Raw genomic sequence first — 18,576 nt, forward strand, 5'->3', positions numbered from 1 at the left:
GCTCCTGTCCGAAAACGGTGCCGTCCGCCGTGGTCCACCAGTCACGGGAAAGAAAGCGCGCCATGACCCCATCACGACTGCCCCCGTGCCAGATGAGCAGCCCGCCGGGCTTGAGGACGCGCGCGAATTGGGACAGCACCTTGCGATCGTCGTACGGATCGTCGAAAAACCCGAAAGACGTGAACAGGTTGACCACGGCGTCGAACCGCCCGGTCCACTTGGTTGGCAGCTTCCGCATGTCACCCTGGGAGTAGCGCAGCATCTTAGACGACCCGCGGCGCTTGGCGACCTCGAGGAGCGGACGGGAGTAGTCGAGCCCGTCGACGTTGAAGCCGGCCTCAGCCAGCAGGTGGGCATGCCGCCCCTGTCCACACGGGCAATCGAGAATGCGCGCACCTGCGGGTAGCTCCAGCACCTCGAGGAGACGAGCGACCTCACGGCGATCCTGCGCGAGATTGAACAGCGGCTCGTACTCGTGGAGATACTGGGCGTCGAAATGCGTCGCCCACCATGGGCTGGTAGTCTTCATCCGGACAGGCTAGATACCGAAACGGTCCCGCACAAGTCGCCAGCGATCCCGCCGCTCGGGTCGCCCGCGGGGTGGACCGGCCTCGACCGTGACTTGAATAGCCGTGCACACCATCCGTTTGATTTATTCGAGCGATGCGCGCGAGGACCTGCGCTACCGTGATTTCATGGCCATCATGGACACGGCGGCCGTCACGAACGAGGAGCGCGCCATCACAGGGATGCTCTGCTATGGCGGCGGCCGGTTCCTGCAGGCTCTTGAGGGGGAACGGCTCAGCGTCAATGCCCTGTACAATCACATCGTGAAGGATCCTCGACACACCAACTGCCAACTGTTGAGCGTCGAGGAGATCACGGCGCGCGATTTTGCCGAATGGTCGATGAAGGTCGTGGACTGGAATGATGCCGTCACGGCGGCGCGGCAAACGGTCCTCCTCAAGCACTCTGGCTCACGGCTCTTCAATCCGGCGCAGATGAGCGGCCAGCAAGCGGCGGCGTTTCTGCGCGATCTCGCTGAGATGGAACGCCAGCTGAGCGACTAGCGTCGGATCAAAAGAACACCGGTTCGCGGTAGGCCCCGAAGACGTCTTCCAGCGCAGCGCGGATTTCATAGAGCGTGCAGTAGGCGCGCGCGCAGTCCAGGATGCGCGGCACCACGTTCTCGGTTCCCCGCGCCGCGTTCCGGAGGGCGTCGAGCCGCTCTGCAACGAGCACGTTGTCCCGCGAGGCGCGCAGCGCCGCCAGTCGATCGCGCTGCTCTGTTTCTGCATACTCGCCGATGCGCAGAATCGGAATCGTGAGCTCGGGCTCATCGGTAACGAACTCGTTCACACCGACGACCAGCTTCCGGCGCTGCTCGATCTCCCACTGCTGCCGCGAGGCACTTTCGGCGATCTTCTTCTGGAACCATCCCTCCTCAAGGCCCTGCACCACTCCGCCCAGCTCATCGATCTGCGCAAACAGGGCCTCGGCTTCCTGCTCCATCTGATCGGTCAACGCCTCCACGTAGTACGATCCGCCGAGCGGATCCATCACGTTGGGTACACCCGTTTCGTAGGCCAGGATCTGCTGCGTTCGCAACGCCACTTGCACCGCCTCTTCGGTCGGCAGCGAGAGCGTCTCGTCCATCGAGTTGGTGTGCAAGGATTGCGTGCCACCGAGCACGGCGGCCATGGCTTGATACGCCACACGCACGACGTTGTTGGTGGGCTGTTGCGCGGTCAGCGTGACACCAGCCGTCTGCGAGTGAAAGCGCATCATCCACGAGCGCGGATTCTTGGCACCGAACCGCTCCTTGAGGTGGCGTGCCCAAATGCGGCGCGCGGCGCGCAGCTTCGCGATTTCCTCGAAGAAATCGTTGTGGATGTCCCAGAAGAACGACAGGCGCGGCGCGAATTCATCCACATCGAGTCCACGCGCGACGCCGCGCTCCACGTAGGTGAAGCCGTCGGCCAGCGTGAAGGCGAGTTCCTGCGCGGCAGTGGCGCCCGCTTCGCGGATGTGATAGCCGGAGATCGAAATCGTGTTCCAGTTCGGCGTGTGCTTCGCGCACCATTCGAAGCCATCCACGATCAGCCGGAGCGCCGGCTCAATCGGGAAGCACCACGCGTGCTGCGCCATGTACTCCTTCAGGATGTCGTTCTGCACCGTCCCCTGAAGTTTGTCCGCACTGACGCCCTGCTTCTCGGCGGCGGCGATGTAGAAGCACAGCAGAATGATTGCCGGCCCGTTGATCGTCATGGAGGTAGACACCTTGTCGAGGGGAATACCCTCGAAGAGTGTCTCCATGTCGGCCATCGACGAGATGGACACACCGCACTTGCCGACTTCGCCCTCCGAACGCGAATGGTCGGCGTCGTATCCCATGAGCGTGGGGAAATCGAAGGCGACCGAGAGCCCGGTCTGCCCCTGCGACAAGAGGAACTTGTAACGCTGGTTGGTCTCCCGCGCGGTGCCGAAGCCAGCGAACTGGCGCATCGTCCAGAGCTTACCGCGGTATCCGGTAGGATGAATGCCACGCGTGAACGGCCATTGTCCTGGCAGCTCGAACGCCGACCCGGCGGTGTCTTCGAGATCGAGGGCGGTGTACAGCGGTGGCACTTCGTTCGCCGAGTTGGTGAAGGCGATCTCGCGCTTGCGACCCGTCTCGTACTGCTGTCGCCATTGCCCAACTTCCCGTCGTAGTCCGTCGAGCTCTTCCTGCTGCTGGCGGACTACGTCCTCGAGATCCTGAATGGTCGTCATGCGCTCATCCATCCTGAAGCGGCGCGTACTCGGCGCCCGTGAGAAGTGCTGCACTGCGGGCTCGGAGGGCGTCGGCAACCGCAAAGGGTACCTCCGTGCCGGCCTCGAGCGCATCGAGTCGTCCATCCACCCACGCGAGTGTGTCCTCATCCTGCCACAGGCGCCGATGGAGCTGCTGTTCCACCACTTCCATCACCCGCTCACGCAAGCGAGCCCGCCGTCTCGACCGGAGCTCACCGCTGGTTTCAAGATAGCGCACGTGCCGGTCGAGGGCGTCAACCACCTCGTCGACGCCTTCATTTTGTGCCGCGATGACCCGCAGCACCGGCGGCGTCCACTGCACGGGCTGCGCCTCCAGGGCGGCAGCCCGCGCGGCCCGGGCCGGATTCATGGCGTCCCGTAGGGCATCACGATCCGGCACGTTCCGGAGATCTACGCCATGGTGGCCCGGAACGTTCTGCATCGCGGCACCGGCCCGCAGGCCGAGCATCAACTCGATGTCATTGCGCAACCGGTCGGCCCCGGGGCGATCGGCCTTGTTCACGGCAAAGACGTCGGCAATCTCCATCACCCCGGCCTTCAACGTCTGGATCGAGTCGCCCGATTCCGGCACCAGCACCACGAGTGTCGTGTCCGCGGCGCGCGCGATGTCAAGTTCGCTCTGTCCGACGCCGACCGTTTCGAGCAGAATGACATCCATCCCGAATCCATCGAGCACATCGCAGACGTCGCGGGTCGAGGTGGCCAGCCCACCCAGCGAGCCACGCGTCGCCATGGAGCGGATGAAGACCCCCGGATCGAGCGCGACGTCCTCCATCCGGATACGATCACCCAGCAGCGCCCCTCCGGTGAACGGCGACGTGGGATCGACGGCGACAATGCCCACGCGCCATCCCGCGTGCCGGTAGCGGCGCGCCAAGCGCGTCGTCAGGGTGCTCTTACCCGCACCCGGCGGACCGGTAATCCCGATGCGGCGCGCGTGTCCGAGTGTGGGATGCACGGCCGCCAGAATCTGTTCGAAGCCTGGACGGTGGTTCTCGACGATGCTGACGGCGCGGGCGAGCGCTGCCGGCTTTCCAGCACGGAACTGATCCAACAGGCGGGTCATCGCTTCGGTCATCGTCACTCGTCGTCGTGTTCATCGCGGATGTCTCCCACCAATTCCTCGAGCAGGTCTTCGAGCGTCACCAGTCCGACGACTGTCGCGTCATCCTGAACAATCGCCAACTGTCGACGGGCGCGCAGCAGTTCGAACAGCAACTCCTTCGCGGACTTTGCCGACGTCGTCACCGTGACGGGCCGAATCGGCGGCAGGGTTTCCCCACTGCGCACGAACACATCGAACACGTGAACCATGCCGATGATCTGATCCGGTGTGTCGCGATACAACGGCACACGGCTGTAGCCGGCCTGGGCCATGCGTGACGCCAGATCGGCCGCCGGCAGTCCTTCGGGCAATGCGAAAATTCTCGCGCGCGGTGTCATGACGTCCTCCACGACCTTGTCGCCGAACTGGACGACGCCGGAAATGATCGCCATCTCCTCCGTCGTACTGATCCCGTCGAACGCGCCGTCACGCAGGAGCTCCTCGAGTCCTTCCCGGGCATCGTCGTCCGTGGACGACGTGGGTCCGGGCGCCAGCACGCGCTCCACCATATCGGCGACGACATGAAAGGGCGTGAGCAGCAGATCCACGAACCGGAGGAATGGCACCAACGCAGGCACGAGCTGCGGCGCCCACCGGCGACCCGCCGCGCGGGGCAGCAGCTGTCCCACGAGTACCAACAACGTCAGATACAACAGCACGTCAACGAGAAACTCCCACGCGCGAAGGCCGTCAGCCATGGCGATCATCGAGCCCGTCGCGAACACGGTCAGCATGCTCGCCGTCGCGGCGGCATGCAACAGGCGGGCCGGGCGCTCCAGATAGCGCGTCATCACGCCCGTCCCACCGTGCCGGCGCTCGATCCAGTGTCGCAACCATAGGCGGCTCACCGCACGGACCGCCGTGGCGGAGAGCGTGAGCGTCGCCACAATGGCGACCGAGAACAGTGTCAGGAACACGGGCATCAGCCAGCTCCCGCGGCGTCGATCGGCTGCACCCGCTCGAGGTAGACACGCTCGATCTTCCGGCGGACAACCCGTTCGACGATGACTTTGAACGGGCCAACCGCGAGCGTCTCACCAGCACGCGGCACTCGGCCAAGCAGTTCAAGCACCAGCCCCCCGACGGTAGACACGTCGTCGCGCCGGAAGTCGTGTGCCAAGGCTTCCGACAGGTCATCGAGCGTCAGACGTCCCGATACCCAGAAGCGCACCCCCTCCTCGCTTTCGACCTGCCGCTCCTCTTGGTCGTACTCATCGCGGATCTCGCCCACCAACTCTTCGAGCACATCCTCGATCGTCACGAGCCCCGCCGTGCCACCATACTCGTCCGCCACGACTGCGATGTGCCGTCCGGCGACGCGGAACTCACGCAGCAGGTCAGCGATCCGCTTCGACGGCGGGATGAATACGGGCGGACGCAGCAGCGTCTGCCACCCACCGTCCGGCTCCTCGTCGGACAACACCGCAGGCAGCAGGTCCTTGACGTAGAGAATGCCGACGATCTCATCGATCGTATCCTCAAAGACCGGGACCCGCGAATGCTGCGCGCTCCGCACGCGGTCGAGCATCTCCGACCACGGTGTCTCCTGTTCGATCCCAACAATGTCCACGCGTGGCACCATCACTTCCTCGACCGTCGTCTCGCCAAACTCGAAGACGCCGAGGAGCAGGTCACGCTCGTCACGCGACACGTCAGCCTCACTGGTGATCACCTCGCGAAACTGGGCCGCCGCCTCTTCTCGCCGCTCGATGGTCGCCTCGGCGTCGGAGACCACCTCGGCGAATCCCGCGTCGACCCAACTGCCGAGCCGCACGACTGGCGCGAAGAGCCGCTCCACGCCGTTGGAGAACCACGCGAGTCGTTCCTCGGCCCGTTCGCCGAGTGCATCCCCCACCACGCGCGCGGTCGTCTCGGCGGTGAGCACGACCGCCAGTCCAAGCCCGAAGAGCATGGCCACCGCGGCAAGTGTCGTGCGACCCGACAGGTCCAAGGCAACGGCGATGCCAGCCCCCGCCGCGAGATGACCGAGCACGCGGGCAAACGCGAGCGCACGGTGCGTTCGCTCGCGCGCGGGCACTGGACGGGGCACCACTGGCGCCGGCGGTGCGAGCGTGGCGCGCTCGGGGTTTCCCGACGACACGGACGACTCGGAGAACAGCGCCCCCTCCGCGACCGTGGCAAGGGCGGCCACGGCAGCGCCAGCGGCCGCCAGCCCCCACGCGACTGCACTCATGCGGTGCGGGACGGTGTGATCCAGAAGCGGTGTAGCAGTTGCTCCTGGCGTCGCCACATCGGCGATGTCGTGCGCTCCTCGCCCTCGGGATGTTCCCACCCGCAGGCGTGCAGCATCCCGTGCACCACGAGGCGCGCAATTTCCTCACGGACCCCGACCCCGAATTCCTTCGCCTGCCGCCGGGCGACATCCGGACAAATGTAGATATCGGCGATCACGGTCCCCGCCGGATCGGCGCCCAACGCGAACGTGATCACGTCGGTCGGACCACGATGGCCGAGGTGCCGGCGATTGAGCGCGCCACTGGTCCGCGCCGAGACGAACGTTACGCTGATCAGGGCGCGCGGTACCTTCAGGGCGCCGAGCACGCGGCGAGAGAGCTCGATCAAGCGATCGGTGGACACGGGCACACGAACCCCATCGGATTGCACCGATACGGCGCGGGGGTGCTCACGTGTGGTGGGTGTCACGCGCCGGCCGCGTCAGCGTTGTAGGCGCGAATAATGTCGCGCACCAGACGATGGCGCACCACGTCGGCATCGGAGAAATAGTGAAACGAGATCCCTTCGATGCCGTGAAGAATCCGCTCGATCTGCATCAGCCCTGAATCTTCGCGACGCGGCAAGTCGACTTGTGTCTTATCGCCGGTGATGACGATCTTCGAGTTCACGCCAAGACGCGTGAGAAACATCTTCATCTGCAGTCCGGTCGCATTCTGCGCCTCGTCGAGAATGACGAACGAATCGCTTAGCGTACGGCCGCGCATGAAAGCCAACGGCGCCACTTCGATGGTGCGGGTCTCGATGAGCTTCTGGAGTCGCTCGACCGGAATGAGATCATCGAGGGCGTCGTAGAGCGGGCGCAGATACGGATCAATCTTGGCCTGCATATCGCCAGGCAAGAAGCCCAGGCTTTCCCCCGCCTCGACGGCGGGGCGCGCCAGCACGATGCGCCGCACACGTTTGCGCATCAAGGCGTCGACGGCCGCCGCGACCGCGAGATACGTCTTTCCCGTACCTGCTGGGCCGACACCCACCACGATGTCGTGCTCGCCGATCTGCTTGAGGTATTCCGCCTGTCCCGGCGTTTTCGGCTGGACCGCTCGCCGTGCCCCCGGCAGTACCAACGCGCCGTTGGTCGCCGCTGGGGCGTCCGCCGGTCGTTGCGTGAGCGACAACCGCAACACATCGTCGGCGCTGAGGGGCTTGCCCTCGCGCACGAACGTGACCATCGCTACCGCGATCGGTTCGGCGCGGGCGACATTGTCGGCGTCGCCCGTGATCATCAGGCTGTCACCTCGCAGCGCGACTCGGGTCCCGGTGGCACGCCCGAGCTCGACGAGGTTGGCGTCGTTCACGCCGGCCAGCATCTGCATGTCCGCACCTTCGACCGAGACGCGCGTGGTCGCGGTCTCGGGGACGCGCTCGTTACCGTTCACGCGTCGGTCCCAGTGACCGTGAGATGCAGCGCCGCCAGATCTTCCGGGGGCACCGCGACGGGTGCCCCCTCGAACAACGAGCGCGCGGCGGTCGTTTTTGGAAAGGCGATCACGTCGCGCAATGATGGTGCCCCGGAGAGCAACATCGCAATCCGATCGAAACCGAACGCGATCCCACCGTGCGGCGGCGCGCCGGCACGAAGCCCTTCGAGGAGGAAGCCGAAGCGTCGCTCCTGATCGGCAATATCGCCGATCCCGAGCAAGGTAAACATCCGCGACTGCATGGCCGGATCGCTGATGCGAATGCTCCCACCGCCGAGCTCCGTCCCGTTGAGCACGACGTCGTACGCCAACGCACGCCAGCGCGCCGGCTGATCGGGGAACGCCTGCAGGTCTTCCGGATGCGGTGCCGTAAACGGGTGGTGCACCGCGGCGAGTGTGCCGGTCGTCGGATCTTCCTCGAACATCGGGAAGTCCATCACCACGATGAAGCGCTGCACTGTGTCGTCGACCAAATCGAGCCGTCGGGCGCATTCCTGCCGCACGCGATCCAACGCCGGACTGGATACGCGATCCGGCGCCGCCACGAACAGCGCGAGATCGCCGTCCGCGAGCGACAACGCGCCCCGCGCCTCGTCGGTGAGGAACTTCGCCAACGGTCCATCGTACGCGCCGTCGGCATGCCGCAGGCGCAGCAGGCCACCTGCCCCAGCACTCTTGGCCAGGGCCTCCAGCTCGTCCACTTGTTTCCGGCTCCAGGCGGCGCCACCCGGCACGATCAGTCCGCGCACGCGCGCACCACTCGCGAGAGCGGCCGTTGTCACCGCGAAGTCGAGACCAGCGAACACGCCGGTGTAATCCGCGAGCCGAAGCTCGTAGCGCAAGTCGGGGCGATCGCAGCCATAGAACTCCATCGCATCGCGGTAACTCATGCGATCGAAGTGCGTCGGAATCTGATGCCCAGCCTCGGTCCACAGCGCGCCGATCAGCCCTTCGGCGAGCGCCAGAATGTCCTCACGCTCGACGAACGATGCTTCGATGTCGATCTGCGTGAACTCAGGCTGCCGGTCGGCGCGTAGATCCTCGTCGCGGAAACAGCGCGCAATCTGGAAATACCGATCCATGCCGCAGCACATGAAGAGCTGCTTGTAGATCTGCGGCGACTGCGGCAGCGCGTAGAACTCGCCTGGATGCACGCGGCTTGGCACGAGGTAGTCGCGTGCGCCCTCCGGTGTCGGCTTCGTGAGTATAGGCGTTTCGAGTTCGAGATAGCCACGATCGCTGAGGAACCGGCGCGAGACCTGCAACAGCCGGTGGCGGAGTACCAGATTCTCCTGCAACTCCGGTCGACGCAGGTCGAGGTAGCGATGCCGCAAGCGCAATTCTTCCGCGGCCATCTTCTCGCCGCGTCCACGAGCAACCGGCAGCGCCGGCGTCACCGCGGGACCAACCACACGCAGCGACGTGACGCGCACTTCGATCGTGCCGGTGAGCATGTCCGGATTCTGTCGCTCCGGCTCACGCGCTACGACCTCGCCCTCGCACAACACGACGGACTCGACGCCCACCGCCGCCGCGCGCTGCAGCGTTTCGGCATCGCTCCATGCCGGCCCGAACGCCAACTGCACCAGGCCCAAACGGTCACGCAGGTCGATGAAGACGAGACCGCCCAGATCGCGACTCCGATGCACCCATCCACCAAGGCGCACGGTACGACCAATGTCCGACGATCGGAGGAGGCCGCACGTGTCAGTACGCTGGGATGTGGCGAGCACGGACTGTTCAGGCAGAAACGACATTACGCGCGGCGCTCCGGACGGGACGACTCAGGGAAGTACGCGGGCCGACGAGCGGCCGCAAACGATGAAACGTAAACGATTTACGACGGTCTCGGTAGCGATTGCCGACGCTATTCGCTTGACCCGCCACGGCGCGGGCCGTTAGTGTGCCCTATGCGCTGCATGCTTATCTGCGGGTTGGCCGCGTTCGGGTGGGCCCGCGGGCTTGCCGCGCAGCCGGTGCCCGCGCGCGATCTATGGGAGTTCCCGCTGGGTGCCGTTCTTGAGCCGGCCGCGTTGGCGGCGGAGCCCGGTGCTGGTCTGTGGAATCCGGCCGCGTCAGCCCTTCGGGCGGGCGAGCGGATTCGCCTCGGCGTGGCGTCCCTTTCCAGCGGCTCGGCCCAAGGCGTCGACGGGCAATTGCTCTCCGCATCGCTTCGCCGTGCCTCGGGCACGACCCTCGGGCTCTCCGTCGCCAGGACGTCCGTTGCCGGTCTGGTGCGTACCGATACTGATCCGCAAAGCGTCGGCGACATCAGCTACGCCAGCACGCTCGTGAGTGCCACGGCGACCAAGACCCTCGTTCCTCATCTTACGGCCGGACTCGCCGTGCGGTGGCGCGAGGGACGGGCGGATCAGGTGGTGCACACGGCCGTCGCGGCCGACCTCGGTGTAGTCGTGCACGATCTCCCGTGGCAGAACGCGCGCCTCGCGCTCTCGAGCTTCCTGTGGCGACCGGGCCGTGAAGTCGACGACCGCCCGGCGGTCGTGGCGGCGGTGGACGCCCGGGTGGTCGGCGAATCGGCGGCGCGCGAGCTTCGGCTCGGCCTCAGCCAGAACAACGTCAACCGCGGGGTGACCGAGCGAGGTCCGTTCCTCTCCGGGCGGCTCGAGCGACTGGAGGCGCGCGCGGCGATCGTGCGCGCCGGGGCCGGCGGCAGCGCCGTCACACGCATCCGCTCGGGGCTGGCGGTGTACTATGCGAGGTACGTGGTCGGCGTGGCGCGTGAGGAAGGCATCTCGGGGCTCGGGCCCGTCTATCAGTTCACCCTCAGTTCGATCCTCAAAGAATGATGGCAGAGACGATGGTGACGGAAAACCTGCTCGACCTTGCCCCCGATGCCGCCATCGCACGGCTCCTCGGGTGGCTCGGCGAGCGTGGTGAACCATCGTATCGGGCCGCGCAAATCTTCGCGCGCCTGTGGCAGCGTCCCGTGCGCTCGTTCGACGAGATGACCGAACTGCCGAAGGCGCTCCGCGAGGCGCTTGCGCGGTCCTTCACGCTGCCCCGCCTCGACCTTTCCACGCGACAACGGTCGACCGACGGCACGGAGAAGTTTCTGTTCAGGATGGCCGACGGCCAGCTCATCGAGACCGTATCCATCCCCGACGGCGACCGTATCACGTTTTGTATCTCGTCGCAAGCGGGATGCGCGCTCCAGTGCGCATTTTGCGCGACCGGCGCCATGGGCTTCCAGCGAAACCTGCTGCCGTCGGAAATTGCCGGGCAAGTGCGGGAGCTTCGCCTCCTCTCGCCGCCGATCATTCCCACGAACATCGTCTTCATGGGCATGGGTGAGCCCATGATGAATTGGAAGGCGGTGGATGCCACGCTGTCGCTCCTCAACGATCCCCGCGCTCTCGGCATCGGGGCGCGGCACATCACCATTTCAACCGTGGGCGTGCTGCCGGGGATCGTGGCGCTGTCGAAACGTCCGGAGCAGTTTCGGCTGGCCATCTCGATCCATGCGCCCAGCGATGACCTGCGACAATCGCTGATGCCGGTCAATACGAAGTATCCTCTGGCCGATGTGATTGCCGCGGCCGCGACGTTCGATCGACGGGTGACGTTCGAGTACGTGCTGCTGGGTGGCGTCAACGATCAGTCGGTGCACGCCGAACTGCTGGCGCAGCTGGCTCGCGAGTGCCGCGCGTTCGTCAACCTGATTCCCCTGCACCCAGGCGGCACGATGGGTTTCGTGCCGTCGCCCGCGGCGGTGATCGCCGCCTTTGCCCGCGCGCTCCGCGCACGAGGCGTGGAAACCGCGGTGCGTCGGAGTCGTGGGCTGGATATTGCCGCCGCCTGTGGCCAGCTACGGACGGAGCGTCTCGGTCGACGGCTTCCAATCGCGACCCACGAAGATGGTGAGGTCCACGTAGCGTAGCGAATCCGGCCGTTCCTCGATCGTGCCCGTTGCCGCAGCCCGCTGCAGGCGCTTGGCCCAGTCCTGATGGCCGGTGTGCGAGACAATCACTGTACTCCGGCGGGGCTCTCCCCGCTCGGTATCGTACTCGACGACATCGAAGCCACGATCGCGAAACTCGAGGGTAGCGCGACGTGCGTACCCACGTGTTCCGGAGGCGTTGAGCACGCGCACGCGCACGCGGCCATCGATCGGCGCACGGGCGAGAATGTCATCGTCCGCGGCTGTTGCTCTCGTGGCCGCGTCGAGCAATGGTCGGTCGCGAATGCGCCACCAGCTGGCGCTGGCGCCGACCACGACGAGGGCCACCAGCCCGACGATCAGCCAACCGCGGCGCTGACGGCGCGACGCCTCCGCGGCGGGGATTGCAGGCCATTCTGGCGACGCGCTCATCGCACGCGCTCCCAGAGGGCCACCGTTTCGGGCTGGAGCCCTTTGCCTTCACGAAGGGCCCATTCGAGACGCAGGCGAACGACCTGACGAAAGACCTGATCGAAGGCGAGCGGTACGCAGCTGGCGAGGAATGCCCGATCAGCTTGCATGAAGGTGCGTCCCGGTTCGAGAAAATCCGCCATGTATAACGCGCGGCCCACGCGCGACCAGTCGGACTGCCCAACAGTATGCCATCGGATTGCGTCGAGTACGTCCTGACGCGTCTCGCCGAGCGCGGCCAACCGGATCGCCGCCGCGGGGCCGTGCAGCATGCCGAACGGGCGAAGATGATCGCCGGTGACTGTGCGCAAGGTCGATTCGTCGGCGTCACGCAGCGCATCGTGCCACATGCCCGCATCCACCCACGCTTGTGCCTCGAGCGGCGGAAGCGACAGGGCATCGGCCCAGTCATGCAACAGCGCGACCACGCGAGCGATGTGCGCGCGCCGCTTGTCGGTGACGATCGACCAGAATGGCAGTTCGCCGTGATGCACGGCGCGGCGCGAGTCCGGCATTACCGAGTGCCTCAGACGTCGTCGATCGCCGCGCGTAACGCGGACGCAAGGTCGAGCGCCTCCTGCACCGAGCGCCCGGCCGCGCGTACGATCGCGCTGCCCACGACCACCCCATCGCCGAGCCGCGCCGCCGCCTTCGCCTGATCGGGGGTGGAGATGCCGAATCCGATGCAGATCGGCAATGCGGTCGACGCGCGCAGTCGCGCCACCGTTTCCGGGAGATCCGCGGGCAGCGAGGCCCGTTCTCCGGTGACTCCCAGGCGGCTGATCAGATACACGAAGCCGCCACCGTGATGGCCGATTTCAACCATGCGTGGTGCCGGCGTCGTCGGCGCAACGAGACGGACGAAGTCGAGCCCACTCGCGCCGAACCAGGCTTCGCGCGCGGGATCGGCGCCCACCGGTAGATCGGTCACGAGGACGCCGTCGACGCCCGCCGAGCGAGCACGCGCCAAGACGTCCGGTCCACCGGCGATAATCGGATTGAGGTAGCTGAAGAGCACCACCGGCACGTCAACCGCGGCTTCCTTCACAATCTGCAACGTGTGCTCGAGGCTGACCCCGTGGTCGAGCGCGATCTGCGAACTTTGCTGGATGACGGGGCCATCGGCCATCGGATCGGAGAATGGCACGCCGATCTCGATCACGTCGGCACCGGCGCCAGCGATGCCCCTGAGCAGGGTGACGCTTTGCTCGGGATCCGGATGCCCCGCCGTCACATAACACACGAGCGCCTTCCGACCTTCGTTGGCGAGCGCGGCGAAACGTGCCGACAGGCGGGAGGTGCCACGCGCTGAGACGTCAGGCGAAGTAATCACGGAGATTGATTCCATAGCGTTGAGGGTCCTCGGTCCCAATGACGGAGTTCGCAAACTGACCGGATGCGTCGCGCGCTGTCAGGTCGTAGACCTGCGGATCCACGAGGGCATTGCCCAGCGCATCGGTGATCAGGCGCACGAGCGGGCGCGACAGCGCGGTGGGATCGGGATTGGCGGCCACGACCAGCGCGAGGGCGTGGGAGTCGAGCACGACGAGCGTCCCGACCGGATAGATGCCCGTGAGATTGATGAACGCTTTCACGAGGACCGGGTCGAAGCCGAGGCGCGTGTCGTCGCGCATGCCGCGCAGGACATCCGCCGGGGTCCACGCTGGTTCACTGGACGCGCGCGACGTGGTGGCGGCGTCGAAGCCATCGGCCACGGACACGATCTTGCTGAACAACGACAAGCGGCGGGAGCGGAACGGTTTGGGGTAGCCCGTGAGATCAACGCGCATGTGGTGCTCGTACGCTGTCGTCATGGCGCGCCACGGATGGTCGGCACCCGTGCTCGGCATGGCGAACATCGCGAGCACTCCCTGCCATGTATGCGTTTGCAGGAGGGCACGCTCCTGGGCGTCGAGGGCGCCTCGCGTGTTGAGCAGATCGAGTGGAACCCGAGATTTCCCTACGTCGTGCAGCAGCGCGGCGAGGCCAAGATCCAGGAGCTGCGGCCGGGTGAACCCGAGCCGCCGCCCTAACGCGACCGAGAGGATGCTCACATTCACGCTGTGCACGAATGTGTACTCATCGAATTCGCGGAGCGTGGTCAGCCCGATCAGCGAGGCGGGGTCGGTGAGAATGGCATCGACGATCCCCTGCACTGCCCGCTTGACCCGCTTCAGCCCGGGACTCCGCCCGAACCGCACCGACGACATCACTTCACGAGTCACATCGATCGAGCGCACGTAGGTCTGTCGGCTGCGTTCCTTCACGTCCATCAACGGTCCCGGTTGATCGGTGTCGTCGATGGGTGAGAAGCAGTCAAAGCACTCCACGCCGGCCTGTTCGACACGCGTCAACAGCTGCCCCAGGCGTTGCTCCTCCGGATACTCGAGCGGAGGCGCCTGCAGGAACGCGAGCAGCACGACCCAGTCGCGCGGGGTCGTGGGAGCAGTCACGGCAAAGCCGCCTAGTCCGGCCTCACGAAGCAGACCGAGTACGTACGCGACGGCCGCATAGTTGTCGAGGGTCAGGCGGAGTCGCGTTTCGTTCACGAACAGGTAATCGCCGATCCGTTGCAACCGACACGGTCCGTCAGCCAGCGCGACCCGCACGGCGGAACTGACCAACTCGGTGATGGCCTTTTGCACCGCGCTATTCTCGATCGGATACAGCCGCACCGCACGCACCGCCGCATGGAGGGCCACGACGAAGCCGCGGGCGGTCCGCTGTGCCGGCGCATCTCCGCCGCCGTCGCGGCCAATGATCGGAAGCGGGGCGGTCACGCGGTGCCTCGCATCGCGCGCGCGACGGCGCTTCGTACGATAACATCCTTCGTATCGGCCGCCCGTTGCAAAGCGTTCATGGCGTCCGCCGAGCCGATCATGCCGAGGGCGCGGGCGGCGCAGGCCCGAAGCTCCACCGGCGAGCGTGGTCCGAGCAGCCCACGGGCATTCAGGAGCGCATCGAGCTCGGGGACGCCGGCATCGCCGCACACGCTAGCCACGGCCTCGAACAGCGCCGTTTTCTCGCTCAGGTCCGCCGAGCGAAGCTCCTTGCGCCGCAGAGCTTCAAGTAGGCGGGGCAGCGCCGCCCGGTGTGCCCGTGTCGCGAGCACACGGAGCGCCGCGACGCGGACGTCACGATCGGTGTCATCGATCGCCCGCTCAACGGCCTGCAGGGCGGTGGGGGAGGCGATCGCGCCTAGAACGCTCAGGGCCTCGACGCGTAGCTGTCGATCGTGCCGGCGCAGCACTCGGGCAAGCCCGGGAACCGCGGCCGGCGTCGCCAACTGAGCCGTCAAGCGAATTGCCCCGCGCACGACGGACTCGTTTTCGTGGTCGAGCAGCCGGCTGAGCTCTGACGTATGCTCGCCCGCCAAGCGCGCGGCGGCACGCTCGATCGCAGCCCGTGCCGGCGAAGCTGTTGCGCCACCGAGCCAGGCCACCATCGGTTCGAGGGCGGAGGGCTGCAACTCCACGAACAGCCTCTCGAGCAGCGACGCAACCGGCGTCTTCGCGCTTTCATCGAGCGCCTGTAACAGCTGCAAAATCACGGCGGGCTCACTCATCCGGATCGGCAGATCCCGCAGGGCGGTCATGACACGGTCATCCGAGACGAGTCGGCGCACCGTCGTCGAGGCCTCGTGGAGCGCCATCGCAACGAGCTCGTACTCGCCGGTCGAGAGAAACTCGATCAACAACCGATCGACCGTGAGCAGCGCTTCAAGCTGGGAATCGGATGAGAACTGCCCGTCGATGATGTCGAACAGGCTCTCCAGCACCAGCCGTCGATGGTCCTCGCCATACTCGCGCTTGAGCTCCTCCTGCAAGTACGTCACTTCGTGCGCATCGAGGAAATACAGCGTGGTCTCGAAGTCGTCGACGCGCACCAGGCCTGACGGGGGCCTGTCGCCGTGCACCGCCGCCTCGACGGACGGAGCCGCCAGCGGCGCCACACCTGGTGCGACCGTGGCGACCCCAACTCGATCCACCCCGGGCCGATCCTGCCCGGGTTCGAGGGGGAGATCGCCTCCCGCGACGTACTCGACGTGACGACACTCGACGGTGGCCAGATCGGCTACCCAGAGAAGCGTCACGATGTCATCGTCATCGGGTGCGGCGGTGCGCGCCTTCTGAAACAGGGTGAGCAGCGCGTCAAGGTCCGTCGACTCGAATCCGCTTCGTAAGTGCAGCGCACGCAATCCGTCGCGATACAGCAGCCATGGTAACCCGACGGTGCCGCGCTCCGCGTCGTGATACACGATGCGACCGTCCCAGACGAACGAGGACTCCTTGATCTGCAGTTCGAGTGGGTCGGCGAAGGGCCACACCCGCTCGAACGCCGCCCGCGCCTGCTCGATGGCGGCGGCGCGCATCGGATTATTCGGCAGGTACAACTGCACGGCACGAAGCGCCTTCGCGAATGCGCGGAGCGCATCCTCGATCGCGACCACCTCGATCGGTGGGTGGCTCGGCTCGTGCCCGCGCGTCGTCATACCTCGGGTAGCGTGTACTGATTGATAGTCCCGATATCCTTATCGCCACGGCCACTGACGCACAGTAAGATCGGGTCCTGCTCGGACCAGCGCCCCGCCTCCCGTTCCATCCACGCCACGGCGTGCGCGGTTTCGAGCGCGGGGATGATCCCTTCGAGCCGGCTCAGCAAGGCAACGCCGCGGAGCGCTTCCGTGTCGTCAACCGAGACATACTCCGCCCGACCACTGTCGTGCAGCCACGCATGCTCCGGTCCCACGCCGGGATAGTCGAGTCCGGCCGAAATACTGTGCGCTGGATGTACTTGGCCGTTCGCATCCTGCAACAGATAGCTCAGTGACCCATGCAATACACCGGGGGTGCCGCGCGTGATCGACGCACTGTGTCGTTCCGTGTGCAGCCCTTCACCGGCCGCCTCGACGCCCACCAACTCCACGGCCGCATCGCTCACGAAGCCCGCGAAGATGCCCATCGCATTCGAGCCCCCGCCGACGCAGGCGACGACGGTCTTCGGCAGCCCGCCCGCGCGAGTGAGCATCTGGGCACGGGCCTCGCGCCCGATGACCGATTGAAACTCTCGCACCATGCGCGGATACGGTGCCGGACCGACCACGGAGCCGATGATGTAGTGGCTGTCGTTGACCGAGCCGACCCAGTCGCGAATCGCCTCGGTCGTCGCGTCCTTGAGCGTTCGGGTGCCTGAGAGCACTGGTACCACAGTGGCGCCGAGGAGCCGCATGCGGAACACATTCAGCGCTTGGCGCTGCATGTCCTCCTCACCCATGTAGACCACGCACTCGAGGCCGAAGCGCGCGCAGATCGTTGCCGTGGCCACACCGTGCTGTCCGGCGCCCGTCTCGGCGATGATGCGGCGCTTCCCCATCCGGCGGGCGAGCATCGCCTGCCCAACCGTGTTGTTGATCTTGTGCGCACCAGTGTGACACAGGTCTTCGCGCTTCATCCACACCGGGGCACCGATCCGCGCGCTCAGGCGCGGCGCGAACGAGAGCGCCGTGGGGCGCCCCACGTACTCGCGCAGCAGCGCATCGAGCTCCGCCTGAAACGCCGCATCCTCTCGCGTGGCGTCGAACGCGGCCTCGAGTGCATCGAGCGCCGGGATCAGCGTTTCCGGCACGTAGCGCCCACCGAAGGGGCCGAAACGATCAGTCGGCGCGAGGGCGCCAACCGTTGTGTTCACCATAGTCCTCGCTGCATCCCTGCGGCCGAACGAACGGCCGCGACGAACTGTTCGACCAACTTCGGATCCTTGACACCCGTCTCGGATTCCACACCGGAAGATACGTCAACGACGTCCGGAGAAAGCAATTGGATGGCCTTGATCACATTTGTCGGACGCAATCCTCCGGCAAGGATCACGCGCACCCCAGAGACCGACGCGCGCAGCGCCTGCACGGCATCGTGTAGTCCGGACCAATCCAGTGCGACACCGGTTCCGCCCAGCTGCCCCACGACGTGCGCATCGAGCACCACGGCGCCGGCCGCCGCCGCGAGCGCTGCGGCATCCGCGGGGAGCGTCGTGCCCGCCACGCGCAGCACCGGCCACACCTCGCATCCGGTCTCCCGGCGTATCGCCTCGATGGATGTCGGCGTGCACGCGCCGTGCAGTTGCGTGATATCCAGATCGAGTGCATGCACGGTGACGATGATGTCAGCAAGCTGCTGGTCGCCGAACACGACGACGCGCTGCTGGTTCTGACCACGCGGGCCCAGCACCGCACGGGCGCGCTCGATGGTCAGCAGACGGGGACCGCCCGCCATGATTGCCCCGATATGCGAGGCTCCTGCCTCCACGGCGTGCGCCGCGTCACCGACACGGGTCAGCCCGCAGATCTTGACGCCGACCCCGTACGCGTGAGCCGGGCCGGCAGCCACCGGATCGCTCACCGGCGCGCCGTGGTCGACCGTGGGATTCCCGCCAAGGCACGGACCGCCGACGCCGGATCGGCGGACGCGGAAATGGCGCTCCCCACCAGGAGCGCATCGGCGCCCGCCCGAGCGGACGCCGCCACATCGTCGGGCGTCTGCATACCGCTTTCAGCGACCGCAACACAGGATGCCGGAATCTTCGGGATCAGGGCCGGCGCGGTAGTGGGATCGATG

Annotated in this window: 18 protein-coding genes and 1 pseudogene; 3 read left to right on the plus strand and 16 right to left on the minus strand. The window is 66.2% G+C overall.

Going from position 1 to position 18,576, the window contains the following annotated elements; genetic code table 11:
* Positions 1 to 529, minus strand: a 529-nt coding sequence (locus ACIRA7_RS09280; RefSeq protein WP_396220559.1) for a class I SAM-dependent methyltransferase, incomplete at its 3' end; no start/stop codon positions are given.
* Between the two features lie 103 nt (positions 530 to 632).
* On the opposite strand from ACIRA7_RS09280, the gene ACIRA7_RS09285 reads away from it, so the two are divergent.
* Positions 633 to 1,070 carry a BLUF domain-containing protein gene (locus ACIRA7_RS09285; RefSeq protein WP_396220560.1) on the plus strand — a complete coding sequence of 146 codons (438 nt, stop codon included), beginning with the start codon at positions 633 to 635 and terminating at the stop codon, positions 1,068 to 1,070.
* Positions 1,071 to 1,077: 7 nt separating this feature from the next.
* On the opposite strand, the gene ACIRA7_RS09290 is transcribed toward ACIRA7_RS09285, so the two are convergent.
* The 7 genes from ACIRA7_RS09290 to aspS form a co-directional block, all read right to left on the minus strand.
* The gene (locus tag ACIRA7_RS09290; protein ID WP_396220561.1) at positions 1,078 to 2,772 is read right to left on the minus strand and encodes a methylmalonyl-CoA mutase family protein; all 1,695 of its coding nucleotides are present in this window, start codon (positions 2,770 to 2,772) and stop codon (positions 1,078 to 1,080) included.
* Positions 2,773 to 2,776: 4 nt separating this feature from the next.
* The gene (gene meaB / locus ACIRA7_RS09295) at positions 2,777 to 3,892 is read right to left on the minus strand and encodes a methylmalonyl Co-A mutase-associated GTPase MeaB (RefSeq protein ID WP_396220562.1); all 1,116 of its coding nucleotides are present in this window, start codon (positions 3,890 to 3,892) and stop codon (positions 2,777 to 2,779) included.
* A gap of 2 nt (positions 3,893 to 3,894) precedes the next feature.
* The gene (locus ACIRA7_RS09300; protein ID WP_396220563.1) at positions 3,895 to 4,842 is read right to left on the minus strand and encodes a CBS domain-containing protein; all 948 of its coding nucleotides are present in this window, start codon (positions 4,840 to 4,842) and stop codon (positions 3,895 to 3,897) included.
* A complete protein-coding gene (locus ACIRA7_RS09305; protein ID WP_396220564.1) occupies positions 4,842 to 6,113 on the minus strand; it encodes a hemolysin family protein in 1,272 nt (423 codons plus the stop codon). The genes ACIRA7_RS09300 and ACIRA7_RS09305 overlap by 1 nt, the downstream gene beginning before the upstream one ends.
* Positions 6,110 to 6,517 (minus strand): rRNA maturation RNase YbeY, encoded by a 408-nt coding sequence (gene ybeY, locus ACIRA7_RS09310; RefSeq protein WP_396220565.1) that lies wholly within the window; start codon positions 6,515 to 6,517, stop codon positions 6,110 to 6,112. Before ybeY ends, ACIRA7_RS09305 begins: the two co-directional genes overlap by 4 nt.
* A gap of 62 nt (positions 6,518 to 6,579) precedes the next feature.
* A complete protein-coding gene (locus ACIRA7_RS09315; RefSeq protein ID WP_396220566.1) occupies positions 6,580 to 7,551 on the minus strand; it encodes a PhoH family protein in 972 nt (323 codons plus the stop codon).
* The gene (gene aspS, locus ACIRA7_RS09320; RefSeq protein WP_396220567.1) at positions 7,548 to 9,350 is read right to left on the minus strand and encodes an aspartate--tRNA ligase; all 1,803 of its coding nucleotides are present in this window, start codon (positions 9,348 to 9,350) and stop codon (positions 7,548 to 7,550) included. The genes ACIRA7_RS09315 and aspS overlap by 4 nt, the downstream gene beginning before the upstream one ends.
* A gap of 153 nt (positions 9,351 to 9,503) precedes the next feature.
* On the opposite strand from aspS, the gene ACIRA7_RS09325 reads away from it, so the two are divergent.
* Complete coding sequence (locus tag ACIRA7_RS09325; RefSeq protein WP_396220568.1) at positions 9,504 to 10,403, plus strand: hypothetical protein; 900 nt, start codon at positions 9,504 to 9,506, stop codon at positions 10,401 to 10,403.
* Entirely contained in the window at positions 10,400 to 11,494 is a 1,095-nt protein-coding gene (gene rlmN, locus ACIRA7_RS09330; RefSeq protein ID WP_396220569.1) for a 23S rRNA (adenine(2503)-C(2))-methyltransferase RlmN, read from the plus strand. Before ACIRA7_RS09325 ends, rlmN begins: the two co-directional genes overlap by 4 nt.
* On the opposite strand, the gene ACIRA7_RS09335 is transcribed toward rlmN, so the two are convergent.
* The 8 genes and pseudogenes from ACIRA7_RS09335 to ACIRA7_RS09370 form a co-directional block, all read right to left on the minus strand.
* Complete coding sequence (locus ACIRA7_RS09335; protein WP_396220570.1) at positions 11,423 to 11,926, minus strand: LytR C-terminal domain-containing protein; 504 nt, start codon at positions 11,924 to 11,926, stop codon at positions 11,423 to 11,425. The two genes, rlmN and ACIRA7_RS09335, sit on opposite strands and share 72 nt — an antisense overlap.
* Positions 11,923 to 12,480: a hypothetical protein gene (locus ACIRA7_RS09340; RefSeq protein WP_396220571.1), complete on the minus strand. Its 558-nt coding sequence runs from the start codon at positions 12,478 to 12,480 to the stop codon at positions 11,923 to 11,925. The genes ACIRA7_RS09335 and ACIRA7_RS09340 overlap by 4 nt, the downstream gene beginning before the upstream one ends.
* Before the next feature lie 11 nt (positions 12,481 to 12,491).
* Positions 12,492 to 13,298, minus strand: a complete 807-nt coding sequence (gene trpA / locus ACIRA7_RS09345) for a tryptophan synthase subunit alpha (protein WP_396220572.1) — start codon at positions 13,296 to 13,298, stop codon at positions 12,492 to 12,494.
* Positions 13,282 to 14,745: an HD-GYP domain-containing protein gene (locus ACIRA7_RS09350; RefSeq protein WP_396220573.1), complete on the minus strand. Its 1,464-nt coding sequence runs from the start codon at positions 14,743 to 14,745 to the stop codon at positions 13,282 to 13,284. Before ACIRA7_RS09350 ends, trpA begins: the two co-directional genes overlap by 17 nt.
* Positions 14,742 to 16,457 carry a HEAT repeat domain-containing protein gene (locus ACIRA7_RS09355; RefSeq protein ID WP_396220574.1) on the minus strand — a complete coding sequence of 572 codons (1,716 nt, stop codon included), beginning with the start codon at positions 16,455 to 16,457 and terminating at the stop codon, positions 14,742 to 14,744. Before ACIRA7_RS09355 ends, ACIRA7_RS09350 begins: the two co-directional genes overlap by 4 nt.
* On the minus strand, positions 16,454 to 17,656 hold the full coding sequence (gene trpB / locus ACIRA7_RS09360; RefSeq protein ID WP_396220575.1) for a tryptophan synthase subunit beta: 1,203 nt from the start codon (positions 17,654 to 17,656) through the stop codon (positions 16,454 to 16,456). The genes ACIRA7_RS09355 and trpB overlap by 4 nt, the downstream gene beginning before the upstream one ends.
* Positions 17,650 to 18,360 (minus strand): N-(5'-phosphoribosyl)anthranilate isomerase, encoded by a 711-nt coding sequence (locus ACIRA7_RS09365; protein WP_396220576.1) that lies wholly within the window; start codon positions 18,358 to 18,360, stop codon positions 17,650 to 17,652. Before ACIRA7_RS09365 ends, trpB begins: the two co-directional genes overlap by 7 nt.
* Positions 18,357 to 18,576: pseudogene (locus ACIRA7_RS09370) on the minus strand (indole-3-glycerol-phosphate synthase TrpC); the annotation flags it as partial. The gene ACIRA7_RS09365 and the pseudogene ACIRA7_RS09370, both read right to left, overlap by 4 nt.

Origin of the sequence: Gemmatimonas sp. (assembly GCF_044376735.1) — a bacterium.
GTDB lineage: Bacteria > Gemmatimonadota > Gemmatimonadetes > Gemmatimonadales > Gemmatimonadaceae > Gemmatimonas.

Excerpts from the sequence above, each read along its gene's own strand:
- ACIRA7_RS09290 (WP_396220561.1), bottom strand. The coding sequence starts at position 2,772 with ATGACGACCATTCAGGATCTCGAGGACGTAGTCCGCCAGCAGCAGGAA.
- meaB (WP_396220562.1), bottom strand. The coding sequence starts at position 3,892 with ATGACCGAAGCGATGACCCGCCTGTTGGATCAGTTCCGTGCTGGAAAG.
- ACIRA7_RS09300 (WP_396220563.1), bottom strand. The coding sequence starts at position 4,842 with ATGCCCGTGTTCCTGACACTGTTCTCGGTCGCCATTGTGGCGACGCTC.
- ACIRA7_RS09305 (WP_396220564.1), bottom strand. The coding sequence starts at position 6,113 with ATGAGTGCAGTCGCGTGGGGGCTGGCGGCCGCTGGCGCTGCCGTGGCC.
- aspS (WP_396220567.1), bottom strand. The coding sequence starts at position 9,350 with ATGTCGTTTCTGCCTGAACAGTCCGTGCTCGCCACATCCCAGCGTACT.
- ACIRA7_RS09325 (WP_396220568.1), top strand. The coding sequence starts at position 9,504 with ATGCGCTGCATGCTTATCTGCGGGTTGGCCGCGTTCGGGTGGGCCCGC.
- rlmN (WP_396220569.1), top strand. The coding sequence starts at position 10,400 with ATGATGGCAGAGACGATGGTGACGGAAAACCTGCTCGACCTTGCCCCC.
- ACIRA7_RS09335 (WP_396220570.1), bottom strand. The coding sequence starts at position 11,926 with ATGAGCGCGTCGCCAGAATGGCCTGCAATCCCCGCCGCGGAGGCGTCG.
- ACIRA7_RS09340 (WP_396220571.1), bottom strand. The coding sequence starts at position 12,480 with ATGCCGGACTCGCGCCGCGCCGTGCATCACGGCGAACTGCCATTCTGG.
- ACIRA7_RS09355 (WP_396220574.1), bottom strand. The coding sequence starts at position 16,457 with ATGACGACGCGCGGGCACGAGCCGAGCCACCCACCGATCGAGGTGGTC.
- trpB (WP_396220575.1), bottom strand. The coding sequence starts at position 17,656 with ATGGTGAACACAACGGTTGGCGCCCTCGCGCCGACTGATCGTTTCGGC.